At 60.5% G+C, this 22,727-nt stretch carries 18 protein-coding genes; 8 read left to right on the top strand and 10 right to left on the bottom strand.

The annotated features are described in order from the left end of the window. Positions 1–42 precede the first annotated feature (42 nt). From CFAEC_RS08160 to dapF, 3 genes are read left to right on the top strand one after another with little or no spacing between them, the layout of a single operon-like run. A complete protein-coding gene (locus tag CFAEC_RS08160) occupies positions 43–678 on the top strand; it encodes a hypothetical protein (RefSeq protein WP_290275847.1) in 636 nt (211 codons plus the stop codon). Then, entirely contained in the window at positions 672–1,577 is a 906-nt protein-coding gene (gene miaA, locus CFAEC_RS08155) for a tRNA (adenosine(37)-N6)-dimethylallyltransferase MiaA (RefSeq protein WP_290275844.1), read from the top strand. Before CFAEC_RS08160 ends, miaA begins: the two co-directional genes overlap by 7 nt. Before the next feature lie 33 nt (positions 1,578–1,610). Beyond that, complete coding sequence (gene dapF, locus CFAEC_RS08150) at positions 1,611–2,450, top strand: diaminopimelate epimerase (RefSeq protein ID WP_290275843.1); 840 nt, start codon at positions 1,611–1,613, stop codon at positions 2,448–2,450. Positions 2,451–2,603: 153 nt separating this feature from the next. Here the strand turns inward: dapF and CFAEC_RS08145 are convergent, their stop codons facing one another. Together CFAEC_RS08145 and CFAEC_RS08140 are read right to left on the bottom strand one after the other, a co-directional pair. Then, the gene (locus tag CFAEC_RS08145) at positions 2,604–3,158 is read right to left on the bottom strand and encodes a hypothetical protein (RefSeq protein WP_290275842.1); all 555 of its coding nucleotides are present in this window, start codon (positions 3,156–3,158) and stop codon (positions 2,604–2,606) included. A gap of 154 nt (positions 3,159–3,312) precedes the next feature. After that, entirely contained in the window at positions 3,313–4,071 is a 759-nt protein-coding gene (locus CFAEC_RS08140; protein ID WP_290275840.1) for a hypothetical protein, read from the bottom strand. Positions 4,072–4,256: 185 nt separating this feature from the next. On the opposite strand from CFAEC_RS08140, the gene hflX reads away from it, so the two are divergent. The 3 genes from hflX to CFAEC_RS08125 all read left to right on the top strand — a co-directional run bounded on the left by hflX (position 4,257) and on the right by CFAEC_RS08125 (position 8,010). Next, the gene (hflX, locus tag CFAEC_RS08135) at positions 4,257–5,837 is read left to right on the top strand and encodes a GTPase HflX (protein WP_290275839.1); all 1,581 of its coding nucleotides are present in this window, start codon (positions 4,257–4,259) and stop codon (positions 5,835–5,837) included. A 138-nt stretch (positions 5,838–5,975) separates the two neighbouring features. After that, positions 5,976–7,271, top strand: coding sequence for a uracil-xanthine permease family protein (locus tag CFAEC_RS08130; RefSeq protein WP_290275838.1), 1,296 nt, complete (start codon positions 5,976–5,978; stop codon positions 7,269–7,271). 214 nt (positions 7,272–7,485) lie between these two features. Continuing rightward, positions 7,486–8,010, top strand: a complete 525-nt coding sequence (locus CFAEC_RS08125) for a GyrI-like domain-containing protein (protein WP_290275836.1) — start codon at positions 7,486–7,488, stop codon at positions 8,008–8,010. Positions 8,011–8,163: 153 nt separating this feature from the next. On the opposite strand, the gene CFAEC_RS08120 is transcribed toward CFAEC_RS08125, so the two are convergent. From CFAEC_RS08120 to CFAEC_RS08105, 4 genes are all read right to left on the bottom strand, one after another. Then, positions 8,164–8,433 carry an HPr family phosphocarrier protein gene (locus tag CFAEC_RS08120; protein ID WP_290275834.1) on the bottom strand — a complete coding sequence of 90 codons (270 nt, stop codon included), beginning with the start codon at positions 8,431–8,433 and terminating at the stop codon, positions 8,164–8,166. Between the two features lie 181 nt (positions 8,434–8,614). Further along, positions 8,615–10,702 (bottom strand): PTS fructose transporter subunit IIABC, encoded by a 2,088-nt coding sequence (locus CFAEC_RS08115; RefSeq protein ID WP_290275832.1) that lies wholly within the window; start codon positions 10,700–10,702, stop codon positions 8,615–8,617. A gap of 12 nt (positions 10,703–10,714) precedes the next feature. Continuing rightward, the gene (locus tag CFAEC_RS08110; RefSeq protein WP_290275829.1) at positions 10,715–11,689 is read right to left on the bottom strand and encodes a 1-phosphofructokinase; all 975 of its coding nucleotides are present in this window, start codon (positions 11,687–11,689) and stop codon (positions 10,715–10,717) included. Further along, a complete protein-coding gene (locus CFAEC_RS08105; protein ID WP_290275827.1) occupies positions 11,686–12,456 on the bottom strand; it encodes a DeoR/GlpR family DNA-binding transcription regulator in 771 nt (256 codons plus the stop codon). The genes CFAEC_RS08110 and CFAEC_RS08105 overlap by 4 nt, the downstream gene beginning before the upstream one ends. Positions 12,457–12,810: 354 nt before the next feature. Between CFAEC_RS08105 and ptsP the strand changes: the two genes are divergently transcribed. Beyond that, positions 12,811–14,517: a phosphoenolpyruvate--protein phosphotransferase gene (ptsP, locus tag CFAEC_RS08100; protein ID WP_435384221.1), complete on the top strand. Its 1,707-nt coding sequence runs from the start codon at positions 12,811–12,813 to the stop codon at positions 14,515–14,517. A 34-nt stretch (positions 14,518–14,551) separates the two neighbouring features. Here ptsP and CFAEC_RS08095 read toward each other — a convergent pair whose 3' ends face one another. The 3 genes from CFAEC_RS08095 to lexA form a co-directional block, all read right to left on the bottom strand. Then, positions 14,552–15,517 carry a 1-phosphofructokinase gene (locus tag CFAEC_RS08095; protein ID WP_290275823.1) on the bottom strand — a complete coding sequence of 322 codons (966 nt, stop codon included), beginning with the start codon at positions 15,515–15,517 and terminating at the stop codon, positions 14,552–14,554. Further along, on the bottom strand, positions 15,514–16,293 hold the full coding sequence (sugR, locus tag CFAEC_RS08090; protein ID WP_290275821.1) for a transcriptional regulator SugR: 780 nt from the start codon (positions 16,291–16,293) through the stop codon (positions 15,514–15,516). The genes CFAEC_RS08095 and sugR overlap by 4 nt, the downstream gene beginning before the upstream one ends. A 306-nt stretch (positions 16,294–16,599) precedes the next feature. Then, a complete protein-coding gene (gene lexA / locus CFAEC_RS08085; RefSeq protein WP_435384220.1) occupies positions 16,600–17,355 on the bottom strand; it encodes a transcriptional repressor LexA in 756 nt (251 codons plus the stop codon). Positions 17,356–18,234: 879 nt separating this feature from the next. Here lexA and nrdR point away from each other — a divergent pair. Beyond that, on the top strand, positions 18,235–18,690 hold the full coding sequence (nrdR, locus tag CFAEC_RS08080) for a transcriptional regulator NrdR (protein WP_290275819.1): 456 nt from the start codon (positions 18,235–18,237) through the stop codon (positions 18,688–18,690). Positions 18,691–18,707: 17 nt separating this feature from the next. On the opposite strand, the gene hrpA is transcribed toward nrdR, so the two are convergent. Next, on the bottom strand, positions 18,708–22,616 hold the full coding sequence (gene hrpA, locus CFAEC_RS08075; RefSeq protein WP_290275817.1) for an ATP-dependent RNA helicase HrpA: 3,909 nt from the start codon (positions 22,614–22,616) through the stop codon (positions 18,708–18,710). Positions 22,617–22,727: the final 111 nt, after the last annotated feature.

Raw genomic sequence — 22,727 nt, 5'->3', positions numbered from 1 at the left:
CACCCGTCTGCCCGTTCCCCTGCGCAGGCTAGGGTGGGAGCCGTGAAAACAACGCTGATCATCATGCCGGGGAGTCCCGCTCTGGTCCGGGGGTTAGCACCCACCGACACGGAAGGGGCACGCCTTCTGGAGCAGGTGGAGAGCCTTCTCCACGAGCATCTGGGTGACACATCTGCACCTGTTGATCTCGTGGGATCCCGGGATGACCGTTGGTACACCTCCCACACCGGAAGCCTGCGGGCCTGGGGAGCCCCCGGGATCAAGGTGGGAGGAGGCAATCATCTGCCCGAGCTTCTCCAGCGCCATGCTTTGGGGGGATACCGTGATCGTATCCGCGCAACCTCTGACCGTCTGACTGATCCCTCGGCAGATGCGATCACCCTCATGGCCGTGGATGGTCCCACGGGACTGACCCCCAGGGCGCCTTCCTCCATGGTCGAGGGGGCCGATGAGATCGATCACTGGTGTCGTGCGCTGCTCGGAGGTGAGCAGGTGGCTTCCCGAACGGAGCAGGATCTCATGAACGCGTCTCTGCGCGAACCTGCCCTGTGGACGGACCTCGTCCATCTTCTGGAGCGGGTGGAAACAGCCCACCTCCTGGCTGTGGACACCTCCCACGGTGTTGGCCGGTACGTGGCGGTATGGACATTAAAAAGAACTGGAGATAGTAAATGGTGACCCCCATTGCCGTTGTCGGGCCCACCGCATCCGGGAAATCAGCCCTGGGCATTGAACTGGCCAGGCGCCTCGACGGTGAAGTGGTCAACGTCGACTCCATGCAGCTCTACCGTGGCATGGACATCGGCACCGCCAAGCTCACCGTGGAGGAACGGGAAGGGATCCCGCACCATCAGCTTGATGTTCTCGATGTCACGGAAACCGCCTCCGTGGCCCGTTACCAGCAGGAGGCCGTGGCCGATGTGGAGGCCATCATGGCGCGGGGGAGAACCCCGATCCTCGTGGGGGGTTCGATGCTTTATGTGCAATCGCTGGTTGATGATTGGCAGTTTCCACCCACCGATCCCTCGGTGCGTGCCCGCTGGGAGACACGTCTAACCGAGATCGGGGTCAGCGCCCTGCATGCCGAACTGGCTGCCCTGGACCCGGAGGCGGCCGCCATCATCGAAAATAACGATCCCCGCCGCACCGTCCGTGCGCTGGAGGTCATCGAGTTGACCGGCCAACCCTTTCAGGCCAGCCAACCACCCAAGGATGCGCCACCCCGGTGGGGCACCGTGATCCTGGGCCTGCGGACCACGCCGGAATGGCTGAACCCTCGCATCGAACTCCGCACCAACCTCATGTTTGAACGAGGCTTCGTGGAGGAAGTTGAGGAGCTGGTAAAGAACCACAACTTGATTCCTGAATCCACCGCGGGCCGCGCCATTGGTTACGCTCAGGTCCTGGATGCCATGGCCGGCACATTGACCAAAGAAGAAGCCGTGGAACGAACCATCACCGGCACCCGTCGTTATGTGCGCCGGCAGCGGGCCTGGTTCAACCGGGACCACCGCATCCACTGGCTTGATGCCTCCGCGGACACCGCCTCCCAGGCCCGGGAGATTCTTGGCTACTGAGTCGCTCGTGTTACAGCGCCTATACTGAACCAGGTGAAAAAAGAGATCGCCTTCGCCAAAGGTCATGCCACCGAGAATGATTTCATCATCATCGAAGACCCGGATGACTTGATCAGTCTGACAGCTGCGGATGTTTCCAGGCTTTGTGACCGCCGCGCCGGGATCGGTGCCGACGGTATTCTCCGCGTGGTCCGCGCCGGGGCGCTGGGGGAGACCGTGGCAGGGGTTGATCCGGAACTGTGGTTCATGGATTACCGCAATGCCGATGGCTCCTTGGCTGAGATGTGCGGCAACGGTGTGCGACTGTTTGCCCACTGGGTCTACTCACGGGGACTGGTGAGTGCCCCTGAATTCACCATCGGTACGCGTGCCGGCGTGCGAGGGGTGACGGTGTTGTCGGCGGATCACGATGCGGCTGTGATTCAGGTGGATATGGGCCCAGCCGAGGTGACCGGGGTATCCACGTGCACGATCGGGGAGAAGTCCTTTGCCGGGCTTGCAGTGGACCTGGGTAATCCCCATCTGGCGTGTGTGGTTCCAGGCATGGATGGCGCCGGCCTGGCCGGGCTGGAGTTACATGCTCCGTTGTTTGATGGTGAGTTTTTCCCGAGCGGCGTGAACGTGGAGTTGGTGACTGAACTGGCGGCAGGCACGGTGGACATGCGGGTATGGGAACGCGGGGTCGGGGAGACCCGATCCTGTGGCACCGGAACCGTAGCTGCAGCCCGCGCAGCACTGGCTGATGCCGGTGAATCAGTCGGGGAGGTGACAGTCCGGATTCCCGGTGGAGAGGTCCAGGTGACTATCAGCCAGGATTCCTCGACGTTGACCGGGCCGAGTCAAATTGTGGCCAGGGGGATCGTTCGGTTCTAAACCTCTACGGGGTCACTGCAGGTGGGCCATTTGGCGCAATCGCCTCCAGTCAGCAGCGGGTACCGCCACAGCAGTGATCCCGGTGATCAACAACATGGTCACTCCCGCCACCATCACGTGGGGCCCCTGGAGCGGGTGTAATCAGACCCCCGCTTATTCGATGCCCGGGGGAGGGCCGGAATCATAACCGGGCCCCAGACGGTGGGCCGCCTGCCGGGCAACCAACCAGGATTCCCGGAGATCCAGGGCTCGGGCATCGGTGACTTTCAAGATACCCTCCAGTTGCGGCACGCTCAGATTGCCTTCCAGACGAGCATCCAGACGGCTGAGGAATCTCTGGGCGTTGGCCATGGTGAAGTGGAATTTCTGGATATCCGGGTCGTGGCAGTCGGGATCAGCCAACGCAGGCCGGTGCAGGGTGCGGTCGGCGAGTGCATCCGCTGACGTGCCGTCCAGGTAGTTGTTCCACTCCTGTTCGATGTCAAGGATGTCATCAGCGGACAGTTGGATGGAAGTGAGCAATGAGGTGACTTCGGTGGACACCGGCCGCAGTCTGGAAACACCCACGACTGCGGCGACGATCAGACCGGAGATGATCAATCCGGGTAGTTTCAACCATAAAATAAGCAAGAGACAAGAGATCCCTATGAGCACGATGGGCCAGGTGGGGACCTGTCGTCCATCTTCATAGGGAACCAGATCGGGCATGATGGGGGTCGTTGTCCTGCCGGTCGTAGAATCGTGTCGGGTGGTTGTCAACACCAAGGATGATCAATCAACAAGGGGTATCTCTCCGCCATATTCTACGCGTTTTCGAGGATCCCCGGGGAGGCGTCGACAAGCGCTTGAAAGCGACGTGCGGCTAGTGGCCGCCGCAGCCGCAGGAACCCGAACCACAGCCGCCGCCGTCACTACCGCAGCCGCCACCGGCCTGCGGAATGACCGAGGCGGTGAGCAGCACCTTGCCGGAGATGATCGAATCGCGGGCGGGCAGTTCAGGGGCATCAGGCAGGCACAGGTCGAAGGCGAAATAGCCATCGACGGTGGCGTGGATGAAGCGCTGCCCGGTCAGTGCGTTGGTGCGGTACTCAGACGAGAGGACGCGGGCGGAGAACTCCGCTGAGGCATCAGGGATGGACGCTCCACTGCCACTGGCGACCTGGAGTGCCCCCTCAGAGGTGAGCATGCCCACCACTTCACCGCCGTTGAGCAGATACTCATCCGCGTTGGCGTGGATATCAACGTCCATGGCCAACGCGGTTACCGCCAGCATCTGCCAGCGCTGCAGTGGCTCATCAACGAGGAGGGGGCCCTGCGCCAGGTTCACGGTGACGGTGGTGACATTGTTACCGAATGGATCGATGATATCGACGAGCGCGAGAACATCATTGATCATGCTCACATGGCCATAGGCGACTGTGCTGGAGGAGAATCCGGCGAAGGTGGCGAAGGGTTCCACCGCCAGGATGTTGATCTGGGCTCCGGAGTCATCTGAAAACTGGATGAGCTGCCCACCGCGGACCTCGCCGGTCACCTCCAGACGCTCGGAGGCGATGGCCGCCTCCACGGCGTCCTGCCAGCGCGCAAAATCCATACCGATACTCTTGAGATCCCTAGTCATGCGGATCAGTGTATCCCGTGGCACAGGGCCCAGTCACGTTGCGGTCGGGTGATCTGTGACAGCCCCGGAACCGGGAATAAGGGCACCCGTTATCGTGTTCGCCCAGGGCGTCTGCCGCAGTGTTCGCTAGCAGCGTTGTGAAAGGTCTGGCCCTGCAGGTCAGATACATGGAACAATGGTCAACAATGGATGAAAAGAAGAAGATAGACCACGAGGATCTCCTCGCCCAGGCTTTCCATGATCATGTCAAGCGGGAGCCACTTACTGAAACCACCGGATATGATCTGTCCGGCCTGATCCACGCGGATCGCCCGACACGGTCATCTGACGCACCATCATCAGATGCCGATGCACCCTCGGTCGGAGAACTCGACCTTGAGGCCCGCGAAGCGCTCAGGCGCAGCGAAACCACCATCCACTCCGATGATGCCGCTGACATCTACGAGGTGGAGTACCGAAAGCTCCGGCTGGAACGTGTGATTCTGGTCGGGGTATGGACTGAAGGCACCACCGCCGAGATTGATGCCAACCTCGCCGAACTCGCCGCACTGGCTGACACTGCAGGTGCGCAGGTGATCGATTCGCTCTACCAGAAGCGGGACAAGCCTGATCCCGGTACCTATATCGGTTCCGGCAAGGTCCGTGAACTTAAAGAGATCATTGAGGCCACCGGAGCGGACACCGTGGTGTGCGATGGTGAACTCAGCCCGTCTCAGCTGGTGGCTCTCGAACGCGAACTCAATATCAAGGTCATTGACCGCACCATGCTGGTGTTGGACATCTTTGCGCAGCACGCCAAGTCCCGTGAGGGCAAGTCACAGGTGGCACTCGCACAGATGGAATATCTCATTTCACGTGTGCGTGGCTGGGGTGGCAACCTGTCCCGTCAGGCAGGTGGCCGTGCCGGTTCCAACGGTGGTGTGGGTCTGCGTGGTCCTGGTGAGACCAAGATCGAGGCGGACCGTCGTCGTCTGCGCTCTGACATGGCGCGTCTGCGCCGGGAGCTCGCCGGCATGGACACCGCCCGTAGCGTCAAGCGTTCACAGCGCTCTGAGTCCCTGGTTCCGCAGATCGCCATCGCCGGGTATACCAACGCCGGTAAGTCCTCGCTCATCAACGCGATGACAGGTGCGGGCGTTCTTGTGGAGAATGCACTCTTCGCCACGCTGGACCCCACGACACGCAAGGCGGAGCTGGCCGACGGCCGGCACGTGGTTTTCACCGACACGGTCGGATTCATCCGGCACCTGCCCACGTCGCTTGTGGAGGCGTTCAAGTCCACCCTCGAGGAGGTCGTGGAGGCTGATCTCATGCTGCATGTCGTGGATGGATCTGATCCGTTCCCGCTCAAGCAGATCGAGGCTGTCAACACGGTCATCAGCGATATCGTGCGCACCACCGGTGAGACTCCGCCCCCGGAGATCATCGTGGTGAACAAGATCGACCAGGCGGATCCACTCGCGCTGGCTGAACTGCGCCACGCCATCGATGATGTGGTGTTTGTCTCCGCACTGACCGGGGAAGGGATCAAGGAACTGGAGGCTCGCATCGAGCTGTTCCTCAACGCCCGCGACACCCATCTGTTGCTGTTGATCCCCTTCACCCGCGGGGACATTGTGTCCCGTCTCCACCAGCACGGAACCGTGCTGTCGGAGGAATACACAGGTGAGGGCACGTTAATCGATGTGCGCATCCCTGCCCAGTTGGCATCGGAGCTGAAAGACTACGAGGTCACCCGGGAAGAGGAAGAGCGGCCCGCGGTGTAGATGCCACCGGGTAGACGCTGCCAGTGGGCAGGGGATTGCGGATGGTGACTGCACTCAGCAGGAACTTTTCCGCCCATAACAATCTGCCCACAAAACATCATACGATTTTCCAAACGGGCACTATGTAGAAGATAATAAGTGTTCGTGACTTCAACTTGGGGATGGACCGTCCACGGAGACGGCAAAAGAATCGAACCCGGCGCAGTCGTCGCTCCACGCGAGCGACTGAGCTGGGGCCGCACACTAGGCATCGGAATGCAGCATGTGATCGCCATGTTTGGTGCGACGCTGCTGGTTCCCACACTCACCGGATTCCCGGTCAACACCACCCTGCTCTTCTCTGGCCTGGGAACGATCTTCTTCCTCCTGATCACCCGGAACCGGCTGCCCTCCTACCTGGGCAGTTCCTTCGCGTTCATCGCGCCCCTGACCGCCACACAGGCGGAGGGGATCGCCGTTCAGATCGGTGGTGTCCTGGTCTCTGGGCTGGTGCTCATCGCAGTAGGCTTCCTGGTCAAGGCTGCCGGCCGACGCGTGATCGATGCCGTGATGCCGCCCACGGTCACCGGCGCGATCGTGGCCCTGATCGGGTTGAACCTGGCACCGACGGCAGCAACCAATTTCCAGTCCCAGCCACTGGTGGCCGCGGTCACCCTCATGGTCATCCTGGTCGCCACCGTGGCGGGACGGGGCATGATCGCGCGTCTGGGCATCCTCATCGGTGTGGTGGTCGGTTGGATCTTCGCCGCCCTCACCGGAAACCTCGCTGAAGGCTCCACCGGGACGATCCAATCCTCCGCATGGTTCGGCCTTCCAGAGTTCCACACCCCGGAGTTCCAGCTGTCGGCCATCCTGGTGACACTTCCAGTGGTCATCGTCCTGATCGCGGAGAACGTGGGACACGTCAAGGCCGTGTCCGAGATGACCGGAGAGAACCTGGATGATCTGGCCGGTGATGCCCTCATCGCCGACGGTCTGGCCACCTCGGTTGCCGGTGGTTTCGGCGGATCAGGCACCACCACCTATGCAGAGAACATCGGTGTCATGGCCGCCACCCGTGTGTACTCCACCGCCGCCTATTGGGTCGCTGCGTTCACAGCGATCGCCCTGGCGTTCATTCCTAAATTCGGTGCCCTCATCTTCACCATCCCCGCGGGTGTGCTCGGTGGTGCGACACTCGTGTTGTACGGACTGATCGGCATGTTGGGTATCCGCATCTGGCAGGACAACAAGGTTAATTTCAATAACCCGGTCAACCTCACCATGGCTGCTGTCGCCCTGGTCGCCGGCATCGGAAATCTGACGCTCACCGTTTTCGGCGTGACCCTGGAGGGTATCGCCTGGGGTTCTGTGGGCATCATTGTCCTGTACCCGATTATGAAGTGGTTGTATGTCACCATCGGTGAGGGCAAAGGCGCGAAATTCTACAACTGATCCGACCGACGAATCCTTGATCACGGGGGCAAGAGGCCAAGGGGTGAGATGAACACCCCCAGGAAATGCTGGTCAGGGACACAGGAAAAAGTGATGGTTTCGTCTCGGGCGAAACGAGAGTACTCTGCTTTTCCATCACCTGATCAGACCTTCATGATCAACCCCGGTCGCCCTCCGCGGTCCGGGACGCTCACGTCACTTAGGAATCTTTACATTGCTCACTGATACCCAGTTTGAAAAGATCCCCGCCCATGACATCGTGGGCATCAGGGTGATTCTTCAGCCTGAGGAACTGACCGAACTCTATGACCGTGGCTTCTCCGAGATCCTCAAGATGCTTGCCACGGAGGGCATTGTCCCAGGAGGCCCGGCCAGGGCCTACTACTTCGGTGAAATCTCCGACACGGTGGACATCCTGGTCGGATACCCGGTGTCCCCGGTAGCTGCCGATACTCTGCGCCGTGGTGCCCTGAGCCAGTCAGGTGGAGACATCGATGACATCGCACTCCACCACTTCCGTGACATGAAGGTCTTCCACAGTCAGCACACCGGGACCTATGAGGGCCTTCAGGAAACCTGGAGCCAGGCCTTCACCGATATCGCGGAGGCCGGGTGCAGGCTTCCCGCCAATACCATTGGCTGGGAGGAGTACGTGACCCAACCGACAGTCATGGAAAACCCGGATGATCTGATCACGGATGTCTACGTCCAGGTCTGTCAGGCACCGGTGCACGCGTAGCGCAAGCCCGCCCATCCCTGGCTGCACCATCTGCCCAGCCACGTACCTGAAAATGATCCCGGTTTCCCACCCCGCACAGCCCACCTCACTCTTGAGGTGGTCCGTGCAGAAAGGGAAACCGGGATCGTTGTGTTGCAGGTAGTCGGGAGGACCTTATTCGGCGTCCAGGTCCTGCTCGATCATGGAGGCGATCTTGTCCACAGCCTCGGCGTTATCGGAGGTGACGGTGACCTGATCGCCATTCTCGGCACCGAGGGCCATGATCATGAGGGATGAGGATGCATCGGTTTCCTCATCATCATCGGAACCGACGAGGGTCAGGAAGATGTCATCGTCGAACTCTGCGGCGGCCTCGGCGATGAGGGATGCCGGGCGGGCGTGGAGTCCAACGGAGGAACCAACGGTAACGGTCTTGGAAGCCATGGAGAAGTCCTTTCACTGTGCCGTGATCATGTGCTGATCCACAGCGGGTTTATCCTGATGCCGACCCCGTGGTGGGGTGGTGGCATCGTGGTCATTTGTTTCAGTCTAGTTATCCGCACCGGTGCCTGCCATCACGACAGGCCATAAGCGCAAACGTTTCCAAAATATCTCGGGGTAGTTCCTAGCCGGTGGCCCCTGCCGGTACCGGTTGAGCACCGCTGGCGGCGTTGGCCTCTGCCGCAGCTGCCGCGTCCTCAATTGCCTTATTGGGCCAGAATTGTTTGAGCGCCAACACCGCGATGGTGGACACGAGCGTGCCGGCCACCAGGGCGATTATCCAACCCCACCATGGTTCGACGGCCCACACCACGAAGATGCCGCCGTGTGGTGCACGGGATCCGACTCCCAGCGCCATGGAGATGGCACCGGTGGTGGCTCCACCCAGCATCATGGAGGGGATCACACGCAGCGGGTCGGCTGCGGCGAACGGGATGGCACCCTCGGAGACGAACGCCAACCCCAGCAGCCAGGAGGACTTGCCGTTTTCCTGTTCCGCCGGAGTGAAGAGCCGGGCGCGCAGGATGGTGGCGATCGACATCGCGATCGGTGGCACCATACCGGCTGCCATGATGGCAGCCATGATCTCCATGGAAGCCTGATCTCCCGTGGACAGTCCTGCCGTACCAAAGAGGTAGGCCGCCTTGTTCACCGGTCCGCCCAGGTCGAAACACATCATCAGACCGAGGATCACGCCGAGCAGCACCGCTGAAGAACCGGACATGGAGCCCAGCCAGTCCTGCAGGGTGGTCATGATCCAGGCAAGTGGACGACCGAGCAGGAAGAACATCACCAGACCCACCACAAGGGAGGTCAGCAGCGGAATGATCACCACAGGCATGAGCGACTGCACCACGCGTGGCACCTTCCAGGAACCGATCCACATGGCGACCAGACCGGCGAGGATACCGGTGACCAGACCACCGATGAAACCCGCGCCGATGGTGACAGAGATGGCGCCGCCGACAAAGCCCGGTGCGATGCCGGGACGACCGGCAAGCGCGTAGGCGGTGTAACCGGACAGCGCAGCCACGATGAAGCCCATCGCACCCTGACCGGTGGCGAACAGGACCGCTCCCAGATAGAGCAGGAAACCGGAACGGGAGAAGTCCATCACCTCCCCGTCCACCTCGATGGAGTTACCGGGAAGATTGGTCAGTGAGTGATCCGCCACGATCGCAGACCACGCATTGGACATGTCATAACCTCCGAAGAGGAAACCCAGGGCCAGGAGCAGTCCGCCGGCGGCGACGAACGGCACCATGTAGGACACACCGGTCATCACAGCCTGCTGGATGCGCTTACCCCAACCCAGCTGCGCACCTGCCTCCTCTGCGGAGGACGCGGCGGCCTGACCACCTGACACACGGCGGGCATTGGGATTCTTCGACGCGGCGACAGCCTCATCAAGCATCTTCGCTGGTTCATTGATGGCCCGTTTCACACCGGATTCAATGACGGGTTTCCCCGCAAACCGTTCCCGATCCTTCACACCGACATCGGTGGCGAAAATCACGGCATCCGCCTGCTCAATGATGGCAGGTTCCAGCGGAGTGACAGCGGAGGAACCCTGCGTCTCCACATGGAACTCCACATCATCACGACCATCAGCCTGCTGCTTCAGCGCATCCGCCGCCATGTAGGTGTGTGCGATGCCGGTCGGGCAGGCGGTGATGGCCACAATCCGGGTGATGCTTTGCGACGCCTGGCTGGTTGCCGCCTCAGCCACCGGCGCGGCCGGTGCTGCCTCCGCCTTCGGGGCGGGGTTGAGCACGGCATCGACGAGCTCAACGATCTCTTCCTCAGTCTGAGCGTTGTTGAGCGACTCGATGAAGTCCTTCTTCACCAGGTTGCGTGCCAGCTTGGACAGGATCTTCAGATGCTCTTTGCCACCACCGGCGGGTGCAGCGATGAGGAAGATGATGTTGGCATCGCCATCCGGGCCGCTGAAATCCACCGGACGGCTCAACCTGGCGAAGGCCAGGGTGGCGGTCTCCACGGCCTCAGACCGACAGTGCGGGATGGCGACACCACCGGGGACACCGGTGCCCGCCTTCGCCTCGCGATCCAGGGCATCGGCGGCGAGTGCCTCAGCGGAGGTGGCACGCCCCGCCGAAGAAACGACGGCAGCGAGATTATTGATGACATCGGTGGTGGTATCACCGAAGTCGACATCCAACCTCACCAGGGAGGTGGAGATGACATTATTCATGATGACCTTTTCCTAAATGACTTTTCTGACCTCAGCACCAACACTGGTGATCTGATCGGGACGTGGAATAGTGGTGCCCGGCAGCGACGTGGCGGCCGATCCGTAGGACACCGCCTGGAGTACCGCCTCGGGGATGTCCATCCCCTTCTGGCGGGCGAGAACAAAACCGGCGAGGGCGCAGTCACCTGCACCCACCGTGGACACCACGGTGATCTCCGGGGTGGTGGACACCCAGGCGCCTTCAGCATTGACGAGTACAGCGCCCGCCTCACCGAGGGTGATCAGAACCTGCTCAATACCGCGTTCGACCAGACGCGAGGCTGAATCGATGATGGGGGAGTAATCACCGCGACGGGCACGATCCTCAAGATCCCGGCCGTCCACACCGACCAGCTGCCCGAGCTCCAGACCATTGGGTTTGATCAGGTCCGGGGCGGCGCCCGGAACTCCCAGATGCCTGCCCAGTTCCTGCAGCGGGGCATCGGAGGTGTCGACCGCCACCCGGACATCGGCTCGTGTGTCATGGATGAGAGCCGTCAAACGGGAGTACCAGTCAAGGGGAGCTCCCGGAGGGAGCGACCCGGCCAGGACAACCCAGGAGACGTCGGGCACGAGGGCGTCGATAAGCGTTTGTTCAAGCATCTCAACATGCTCGCGCCCAAGAGCTGCGCCCGGACCGTTGAGTTTGGTTGTGGTGCCGTCCGGTTCGGTGACGGTGGTGTTCGTTCGGACGTTGGTGGAGATGCGCACCGTCCTGATCGGGAAACCGATCTCCTGAACCAGGGGCACGAAGGGATCCAGGCGGCCCGCCGGGAAAATGGCGGTGGTCTCCACTCCGGCCAGGTGCACGGCATGAGCCACATTGATGCCCTTGCCGCCGGCCACCGCCGTCACGGACTCCAGTCGTTGGACCGCACCTTTTAACAGCTCCCCGCCGAGGGTGAGCGTGGAATCGATGCTGGGGTTGGGGGTGAATGTGACAATCAAGGGATAACCACCTGGAGATCGCTAGTGGACAGGAATAATAGAGTCGGATCATTGATATCGGCATCCGTGACCAGGACATCAGCCTCGCTGATGTGGCCGAAAGTAACTCCGCGCTGTTGCCGGAGGGACGCCTCGGGATAAACGAGAACAGTAAAGGAAGAGCTGGTGATCATGGCGCGCCGGGTCGCTCCGGCTTCCGGATCAAGGCTGGTCAGACTGTGACCATCCACCAGACCGTCGGGGAAGATGAAAGCGATCTCGGCACGCAGTGCGCCAATCATTTCCACCGCCCGACTGCCGGTGAGGGACTGGCTTTGAGCGGATAACCGCCCGCCCACCATCCCGATGCGGGGCATATCTTTTCTGGCGAGCACGATGCCGGCGAGGGGGGAGGTGGTCACGACTGTCCAGTTACCTCCCTCGGAGATTTCTCCCAATACGGTTGCCAGGGCGACGCCGGTGGGTCCGGAGTCAAGGAAGATGCTTCGCGTATCAGGTCGGATCAGCGCGACTGCTGATCTTGCGAGGGCGATCATGTCGGCGGTCGGTGGATACCCCTTGACCTCCTGTGGGCGAGACGATGGTTGTGTCACCTCCGGTGTGATGGCACCGCCATGTACCCGTTGGACAAGTCCGAGCTTCTCCAGCGCACGGAGGTCCCGCCTGATGGTTTCCGATGTGACATCGAAATGCCGGGCGAGCAGCTCCACGCCGACTCTTCCTGTCGGGGACAGGAGGGAAACAATCTCCTCCTGGCGCCTATGCACAGAGACCACGTCCACCTCCGGGGGTCTGGTTCGAATTCTGGGCCTAGACTTAAAATAATGATGCGTGGGAATCGTCGGGTATCCGACGTTTCCGCTGGGTGGTTGAGTTACCCAGCCCGAAATGTAGCCTGGGTCACTATGATGTAGGGTGACCCACGGGGCGCCAGGTGCCCATCAGGGATCATGGCATGTGGTGTGGGTCTCAGTGTTTCTGGTTCTGTGACCCGCTTTCCTTAATTTATGTTGTTACGTGTTTGTTTGTCAATCTTTTTATGTTGGTTTTGTTGCGTAACTGTTGATTTTATGGTGATCTGGTAAAAAGGGAAATCACAACTGTGAGGGCAGGTGGCTAACGTGGCTGATGTGAGTCATGGCACTGTATTTAAAGGCGCCGGAGTCGTGGGCGGTATCCGCTACGCGCGTGCGGTGTGGATCAGCTCGAGGCCGGAACTGCCCGAGGCTGGCGCAGTAATCGCCGAAGAGGTGCGTGAGCACGAACAGGCACGCTTTGACACGGCAGCGGAGATCGTGGCAGATCGCCTGCTGGCGCGCTCCGAGGTGGCCAGCGGCGCGGCGGCAGAAGTGTTGAAAGCCACCGCGGGCATGGTCAATGACCGCGGTTGGCGCAAGGCTGTGGCCAAGGGGGTCAGACAAGGGCACCCGGCTGAATATGCGGTGGTCGCCGCCACCGACAAGTTCATCGTGATGTTCGAGAAAGCCGGGGGGATCATCGCCGAGCGCACCACGGATCTCCGGGATATCCGGGACCGTGTGATTGCCGAGCTGCGCGGTGAGCCGGAACCCGGCCTCCCCGATGTGGAAGGCCAGGTGATCCTCTTCGCTGATGATCTGTCTCCTGCAGACACCGCTGCTCTGGACACTGATCTCTTCGTGGGGCTGGTCACTGAATTGGGTGGCCCCACCAGCCACACCGCGATCATCGCACGTCAACTCAATGTGCCCTGCATCGTCGCCGCGGGCAGAACCATCTCCACGATCGAGTCCGGAACGAAAGTGCTCATCGACGGCTCCCTCGGCACCATTGTTCTTGACGCAGACGAAGCCGACGCACTCGCCCAGGTGGAGGAATCCATAGAACAGGCAGCCAGGATCGCTGAGTGGCGGGGGCCCGCCCAGACCAGTGATGGACACCGCGTCCAGCTCTTAGCCAACGTGCAGGATGGTGCCACGTCACAGACCGCAGCGGACACGGAGGCAGAAGGAATCGGGCTCTTCCGCACGGAACTGTGCTTCCTCTCCGCGACTGAAGAACCCTCCGTGGAGGAGCAGGCACACATCTACTCCCAGGTTCTCGAAGCATTCCCTGAGTCCAAAGTGGTCGTGCGCACGCTGGATGCAGGTTCTGACAAACCCGTCCCGTTCACATCGATGCCTGATGAAATGAACCCGGCCCTCGGCGTCCGTGGTCTGCGTATTGCACGTGAGAACACCGGGCTGATGACCCGCCAGTTGGACGCGGTGGCCAAGGCCGCCACCGATCTGGGCCGCGGATATGAAGCACCCACCTGGGTGATGGCACCGATGGTGGCCACCGCGGATGAGGCGAAGTGGTTTGCTGAGCTGTGCCGTGAACGCGGTCTGATCGCCGGTGCCATGGTTGAGGTTCCAGCTGTGGCGCTGATGGCGGATAAGATCATGCCCCATCTCGATTTTGTGTCCATTGGCACCAATGACCTCACCCAGTACGCGATGGCGGCGGATCGCATGTCCCCGGAACTGGCCTACCTGACCGACCCCTGGCAGCCAGCGGTCCTCCGGCTCATCAAGATGACCTGTGATGAGGGACAACGCCAGGATGTTCCAGTGGGGATCTGTGGTGAGGCCGCCGCCGACCCGCTGCTGGCGGTCGTGCTCACAGGGTTCGGAGTCAATTCACTGTCCGCAGCTTCATCTGCGCTTGCAGCAGTGGGGGCACAGCTCGCTGAGGTTGATCTGGGCACCTGCCGGAAAGCAGCTGAGGTGGCACTTGATTCTGAGGGGGCCGCCGAGGCACGTGATGCTGTTCGAGCCATTCTCCGCGCGGCGGCTGATTCAAGGTGATGAGCACATCCTCCGGTGACACCGGAGGATGTTATCAACGGTATTCGACGGTGTGGACCAGTTCCGTGTTCACCTGATCCGGGGTGGGAACGAAATTGTCCCATTCGCTGCCCGGGGCATTGGCGTAGGCCACGGCGTAGGTCAGCTGTTCCTCCGGGCTGCGCCCCTGCTCAGCTGCGGAGAGGAAACCAGCCACGAAGGATTCCCGCCAGGAGATTCCCTGCTTGCCGGGTTCACCGGTGAACTTGGACAGATAGGCATGGTCCCCGGTGATCAGGAGGGCTTCGTCGCGGGTGATGGTGACCAACAGCTCGGAGATGCCCTTGGCGATCACAGTCCGGGCCGCTTCCACGACCATGCTGCTGTCTCCGGCTCTCCATGCCGCCCTGAGCACACCGGGTTCCATCCCGCAGCTGGCCTCCAGGTCTTCACCTGTCAGGAACAGCAGATCGGGCTGGGAGGCCGCCAGCTGGCGGATGACCGCGCGCAGCGGAGCACCGGTTGTTGCGATCGCCACACGCACATTCGAGTGGTACAGGGTCAAGGAACGTACCACATCCACGAACCATGCTGCCGGCGCAATGGCGGGAAGTTGACCACCCAACAGCACCCAGGTGGCTTCTTCTGCCTGCCGTACCACCAGGTCCCGGAGCATGGCCAGCTGCGAGGCATCAAGCGGCATGGGGGAGTCCTTGAACTCCGTTTCATTACCCGCGGGATCGCGCATGGTCAGATGCATCGGAATCGGGCCGGCGACCTGAATGAACTCGTGGGGGAGGCCGGACACCTTCACCAGCCGGAGATAATGGGATATCTCAGGAGAGGGAAAGATCGAGCGGGTCTCCAGCCCCCCGAGAAACAAGGTGTTGGCCACACCCGCACCGAATCCTCCGGCGACAGTGGACGCCTGCTTCATGGCATTGGCACCACCGATATCGATGGTGGACTCCAGATCGTTGGTGCTCAGAAGATAGGGACTCGCAGTGACTGTGAGGATCATTCTGCAATCACAACCTCTACATCGCGTTCCCGCAGCTGCTGCACGAAACTCTCCGGTGCGGCGGAGTCGGTGACCACGACATCAATATCATCGATCGAGCCGAAGCTGACCAGGTAGTCCGTGCCCATTTTGGTGGAGTCACACAACACAACCACCTTGTGGGCATTGGTGATCATCGCTGATTTCATGGCCGCCTCCTGTGAATCGGCGGTGGATAATCCATGATCGAGTGTCAGGGCGTTCGTCCCGATGAACACCACATCAGCCCGCATGAGTGCCAGGGTGCGCAACGCCGTGTCGCCCACGACCGCCTGCGTGATCGCCCGGACGCTTCCACCCAGGAGTTGAACATCATCGAGTCCGGCATTGGCCAGACTGAGAGCTATGGGTAGGCAGTTGGTCACAATCGACCACTGATTGGCGTTGGGGTGCTCAGAGATCAGGTCCGCCAGAGCAGTCACTGTGGTTCCCGCATCAAGGAACATTCCCCCGTGTGCGGGCGGGAGGAACTGCATGGCAGCCTTGGAAATCGAGTACTTTGCGGACGATGCGGAGCGGAACCGGGTATCCAGGCTGAGTTCGGTGGTCTGGAACGACTGGGTGGCCACCGCACCTCCATGGACACGGTGGACGATGCCCTCCCGATCAAGAACCGCCAGATCTCTGCGGATAGTTTCAGCGGTGACATCGAAACGGCCTGCAAGTTCGGTGACGTTGACCCGTCCTTCAACCGCCGTCAGTGAGGCGATCTGACGACGTCGTTCCTCTGCGTACATGCCGCTCCTTAAAGCAAAAAGTTCATTTCGGATATATGTCCGATATTGGTTTCTATTATTTCACTATTCAACGTCCGATTCCTGCTTTAAGTTGCGGGAAGGTAGCCCCTCTAAGCCTAAATCACACTAGATCGGGCAGGACCAATGCAAAAGTAAGCCCCGGACTATGAGAAACCCACAATAAACCCAATAGTGTGAGGATGATTTACGAAGAAGGTTTACCACCCCCGAAATAGGTCAGCTAGAGAAAAACCCGTTTGCACAACCGATCGGAAGCACAAACGGGGTGTGTGGGTGGGGTGCTGTCTAGAGCTTGCGCATCACTGAGACGACCTTGCCCATGATCTCAGCGTTTTCTCCTGGTATCGGGGCGAAGGAATCATTATGTGGAAGCAGCCAGATTCCCGAAGAGTCCTTGTGGAATTCCTTCACGGTAGCCTCACCATCGATCATGGCGGCGACGAACTCGCCCTGTTCGGCGACGGGCTGGGAACGCACCACCACCCAGTCACCGTCAAGGATTCCGGCGTCCTTCATGGATTCACCCACCACCTGGAGCATGTACAGCTCACCATCACCGACGATGTCCGAGGGGAGCGGGTAGTACTCTTCGATATTCTGCTCCGCGAGGATGGGATTGCCTGCAGCGATCTTGCCCACCACGGGAACCAGAGAAGCGCCTACTGCGAGTTCCGACTTGGCAACATCGCCGGCCGTTGCCTTCGCTTTGACCTTGGGGCCAACCTTTGGTCGGCTGTCCGTATCTGGAAGGTGCCGGACATCTACGGCCCGGGGCTTGTTGGGATCACGACGCAGGAAACCCTTTTTCTCAAGCTCCTTCAGCTGATAGGCCACCGACGAGGTTGATTGAAGGCCGGCAGCGTCTCCGATCTCGCGGATGCTTGGCGGGTACCCCCTCAGGACAACAGCATCTCTGATGACTTCCAGGATCCTCCGCTGCCTGTCTGACAGGCTCGCAGGATCTGGCTTGCCGTTGGGAAGCATCTTCACCGTGCGGCTACCACGACTGCCGCGGGCCTTGGAGGTCTTCTCGGTGGTCATGATAACTAAGGTCCTTCCAGTTGTTGGTTGAGGGGCATAAAGGGCCCGTCATGCATTGGCCGTCGGTCTGCCCGGCGCTTCACAACGGTGGGGAACCGTGCGGTTACGCGGAACAGAGTGTTCGAACCAGACGCTATCTCGCTTTTCTTAACCATACATGCTCTCCTGCGGAAATGGTACGGGTGTTCGACATTTTCGGCCCAGATATAGACATCCGGCGCTCCCGGTGATATAAATCGAACGTAGAAGCTAGTCGAACACCTGAACGATAATGATGTTCGATTGTGTCAGGCCCGCACCGTACAATCGGGGCAAAAGGATGGGAGAATGTCATGGTGATGTCAATCGACGCAGGTGAACGCAGTGATAACGGGGTTGTCCGGGCTGGTGTTGTTGTGCCCCCGGCAGCGGTGTGGGCTGGTGGGCGGGCTGAGATGTTCTGCGCGAATCCCGTACATATTCGAACGCTAGGGGATTCGAATAGGGTTATCTCCAAAACCCAGGCGGGCCGCCGGAATCGTAGTTTTAACCAATCGAACACAGGCTTCCAGGTCAAAGACGCCCGTTCAGTTGAGAATTCTTCGGCTGGGCACGGGAATGACTCTCCGCGTTCGATTGCGGAGAACCTGAAACAGTGGGCAGGTGGGGCTTTATTCGGGTTGGCGATCTTCGGCGGAATACTCTTCGCCCAGCATGGGCAGGAGGAGCCACTGCCCACCTTTAGTGAATCCCAGCTGGCGGGCGTGGATGTCACATCATCAGAGATGAACTGACGCTGGTGGTGATGGAACAGTAACGGCGTGGTGGCCTACACTGACAGGCAGGTTTGCCCCCCTCTGACAGAGCTGTCGGGAAACCTGGAGGGAAGGAACTCACCACATGTACTGCCCGTTTTGCCAGCACGGACATTCCAAGGTCATCGATTCACGTGTGATTGAAACTGGAAGCGCTATCCGGCGTCGACGCGAATGCAGCGAATGCGAAGGTCGTTTCACCACCATCGAGAAGGCAGTTCTCCTGGTGCTGAAACGCAATGGAGTCACGGAACCGTTCAGCCGAGAGAAGGTGGTCACAGGAGTCAGGCGAGCATGCCAGGGGAGGGATGTCTCCGATGACGCACTTAAACGCCTGGCCCAGCAGGTGGAGGAAACAGTCAGAGGCAGCGGCAGTTCGCAGATCCGGGCCAATGATATCGGCCTGGCCATCCTGGACCCGCTTCGTGAGTTGGATGAAGTTGCCTACCTGCGGTTTGCCTCCGTGTATAAATCCTTCGAGAGCGCAGATGATTTTGAGAAAGAGATCCGGCTCATGCGTCGTCGTGAACGAGAGGACTAAACCGCCCCCGACCACCGTCAGCGGAGTTTGTCCACCATCTTCCGCACCCGCTGGGCTGAGACAGGTGTGGGGGTTCCCAGACGCTGGGCGAACAGACTCACCCTCAGCTCCTGTACCTGCCACAGGATGTCCTTGACCTCCCGGGTAGTACGTCGGTTGTTGGGGAGCTTGGACAGTCGGGTCTCAAGATAGGCCTCCACCTCGTTGATTTCCGCCTGGCGGTCAGCGTCCCGGTCCGGATCCCGGTTCATCTCCTCGAGACGAACCGTCATGGCATGCAGGTACCGGGGTAGATGACGAAGACGTTTGATGCCGTGAATGCTGATCGCCTGTTTCGGCAGGAGGAAATCCAACTGGGCCCCCATGTCATCGATCGCCGGCCCGGTCCAACCATCCAGCTCTGATGTGACATTGGCATAGAGCACCAGCGCTGGAGCAAGATCGACGACAGTCCGGCGCACCTCACCGGCCACCGCGGGTTTGACCACAGCGAGCAGTTGATCGAAGGCCTCCGGTGTCCGGACAGCGCCACCGTTGGCAAACATCAGATCACGGATGGTGGCGATGCGTGCGTCTGAGACCAGCCCCTCTGAGCCGCCGTGCGGGTAGTTATCCACTGCAACCCGTTGCTGGAGCGGCAGGCCCTTGACCATCTGCTTCGGATTGACCTCAATCTCCCGCATGAGGAGAGTCAAAGTGGAGGTGATCATCGAGGCATCTGCAGCGGCACGGGTGGGAAACACCTTTACCGAGACACCGGTGGGTGTAACCACCAGGGCGGGGAAAGCGGCGACCTTCTGCCCGTCGACCACCGTCTCGATCTCATCGTCGATGGATCCGAGTGTCTCCGGGGTCCAGGATGGAGCTTCATCCTGTTCAGAGGTGCTGGCCACACGGGAAACAGATGCGCGGATCTGGTTGGCGCGACGCTGTTTGAGCTGCTCCAGGTCCTTGTCGCGGTCGATGATCTTGCCACGTTTATCCACTGCGGCGTAGGTGATCCTGAGATGGTCGGGGAGTTTGGTGAGGGAGAAGTCCGAATCATTGATCCCGGCACCACCGAGGGTGTGCAGGGCGTCTGCCAGCTGAAGTGTCAGGGGTGACATATAAGGGCGCAGCATGGGCATCGCGCGTGAGGCGAATTCGGGGGCGGGGACGACGGAGCGTCGTAAAGCTTTGGGGAGCGTGCGGATGAGCTCGGTGACAAGGTCGAGGCGGACGCCGGGGACAAGCCAATCAAAGCCGTCGGTATCCAGGCCGCCCAGCACCGGCACCGGAATGAGGACGGTGACACCGTCATCCCGGTGCCCAGGTTCGAAGTGGTAGCTCAGATCAAAGATGAGCCCACCCTTTTGCCACTTATCCGGGAATGCCTCCTCCGTGATGGTGCCGGCATCGGCATTCATCAGTTCCTCTGGATCAAAATCCAGCAGGTCAGGTTGGGTGCGGGAGGTTTTCTTCCACCAGGAATCGAAATGGCGGGAGGTGGTGGCGTTCGCGGGCAGGCGGGAATCATAGAAGTCGAAGAGGGTGTCCTCGTCCACGATGATGTCGCGTCGTCTGGCTTTGGCTTCCAGCTCTGCCAGATCATTGAGCTTGCCGGCGTTGTCGTGGAAGAACCTGTGATGGGTGGTCCACTCACCCTGGACGAGAGCGTGACGGATGAACAGGTCACGGGCTGCCACCGGGTCAACCGTATGGTACGGAACCACCTTGTCGGCGATGATGGTGACACCGTAGAGGGTGGATTTTTGATGCACCATGGCCGAACCCCGCTTGGTGGACCAGTACGGCTCTGAATACTGATGTTTAAGGAGGGAACCGGCTAGTTTCTCCACCCACTCCGGTTCAATCCGTGCAACGTCGCGGGCCCAGAGACGGGAGGTCTCCACGAGTTGGCCAGCCATCACAAACAGTGGTGGTTTCTTGGCCAGCGAGGAGCCTGGGAAGATCATGAACTTGGAGCCACGGGAACCCGTGAACTCCCGACTCTCACCGTCACGGGAGCCGATCTGGGATAACAGTCCGGACAGCAGAGACTGGTGAATGATATCCGGGCTTGCGGTGCCTGCGACGTTCTCCTTGGCGGACCATCCCAGCTGCTGGCCGACCTGTTCCAGTTGGCGCACCAGATCCCACCATTCGCGGATCCGCATGTAGTGGAGGAATTCCTTCTTCATCTGCTTGCGGAAGGCGTTGCCACTGCTCAGCTCCCGTTGGTCGCTGATGTACTCCCACAATTTGAGAAAACTGAGGAAGTCACTGGTGGTGTCCTTGAAACGTGCGTGGGCCTGGTCCGCCTGTGCCTGGAACTCCAGCGGGCGTTCGCGGACATCCTGGATGGTCATGGCTGCGACGATGACCATGACCGGATGCAGCGCACCGAGGGTGTTGGCCTCGACCAGCATGCGGGCCATGCGGGGATCAACCGGGATAGTGGCGATATCCCGACCGATGGGGGTCAGCTTCGGGGAACCGTCCTCTGCGGCATCCTCGGCCAGTGCACCCAATTCATGGAGCAGGAGGAGACCATCACGGATGGAACGCTGTTCGGGCACCTGGACGAAGGGAAAATCATTGATATCGCCCAGACGCAGTGATGCCATACGCAGGATCACACTGGCCAGGTTGGTGCGTAGAATCTCCGGATCGGTGAACTCAGGCCGGGAGAGGAAATCCTCCTCGGAGTAGAGGCGGATCGCGATACCGTCGGCGACACGGCCACAACGGCCTGAACGCTGATTGGCGCTGGCCTGTGAGACCGGTTCAATGGGAAGACGCTGCACCTTGGTGCGCACCGAATACCGGGAAATACGGGCGGTTCCGGTGTCCACCACATAGTGGATTCCGGGGACGGTGAGGGACGTCTCAGCAATGTTGGTGGACAACACGATGCGCCGCCCGGAATGAGGACTGAACACCCGGTGCTGTTCCTGGTTGGAGAGCCTGCCGAACAGGGGAGTGACTTCAACACCTCGCCATTTGCGGCCGTCGATGGCCTCCATGGCATCCCGGATGTCACGCTCACCCGGGAAGAAGCACAGGATGTCACCCTTGCCCTCCTCCATGAGTTCCTCAAGCGCGTTGCAGAGCCCGTCGAGGGGGTCGATGTCAATGACTTTATCCCCCTGTACCACCTCAAGCGGACGGTAGCGGATTTCCACGGGGAAGGTTCGCCCGGAGACCTCGATGATGGGGGCTGGCTTTCCGTCTGCATCTGCGAAATGGCTGGCGAAGCGTTCCGGGTCGATCGTGGCGGAGGTGATGATCACCTTGAGATCCGGGCGTTTCGGTAGCAGCTGACGCAGATATCCCAGCAGGAAGTCGATGTTGAGGGAACGCTCGTGGGCCTCGTCGATGATGATCGTGTCATAGGCGTTGAGGAAGCGGTCACGTTGCATCTCCGCGAGGAGGATGCCGTCAGTCATCAACTTCACCGCGGTGGAGGATGAGACGCGGTCGTCGAAACGGATCGCGTAACCGACGGTCTCACCGATACCCTGGCCGAGTTCATCGGCGATACGTTCAGCAACGGTGCGTGCTGCTAGACGACGCGGTTGTGTATGCCCGATCAGACCTCTGCGCCCGCGTCCGAGCTCGAGACAGATCTTGGGGATCTGGGTGGTTTTACCTGAACCGGTCTCACCCGCGATGATGACGACCTGGTTGTTGCTGATCGCCTCGGCGATGTCATCCCGGCGCGCGCTGACCGGCAACGTCTCCGGGTAGGTGATCTGGGGGACGCGGGTTGCCCGGGCGTCGACAAGCGCTGTGGCCCGGTCGATATCGGCCTTGATGGCCGTGAGTGCCCGGGGGGAGCGTGCCTTGTTCAGGCGTCGCCGGAAGGCGCGCTCATCGGTGAGTGAGACGCGCTCGAGGAGTTCATACAGTTCAGCTCGCGTGGGAGCTTTCTCAGGTGTAGTCATGGCTAGCTGGCCATTCTACTTGTTGCGCAGTGCTCGTTCGAGTCCGGCTGCGAGTAGTGTGATACCTGGATGTGTCGTGTTTCACCGTCATGTGGCCAGTGGGCTGCGGAT

This window comes from Corynebacterium faecale, from assembly GCF_030408735.1.
GTDB lineage: Bacteria > Actinomycetota > Actinomycetes > Mycobacteriales > Mycobacteriaceae > Corynebacterium > Corynebacterium faecale.
This window is presented reverse-complemented; position numbering and strand designations above follow the sequence as displayed.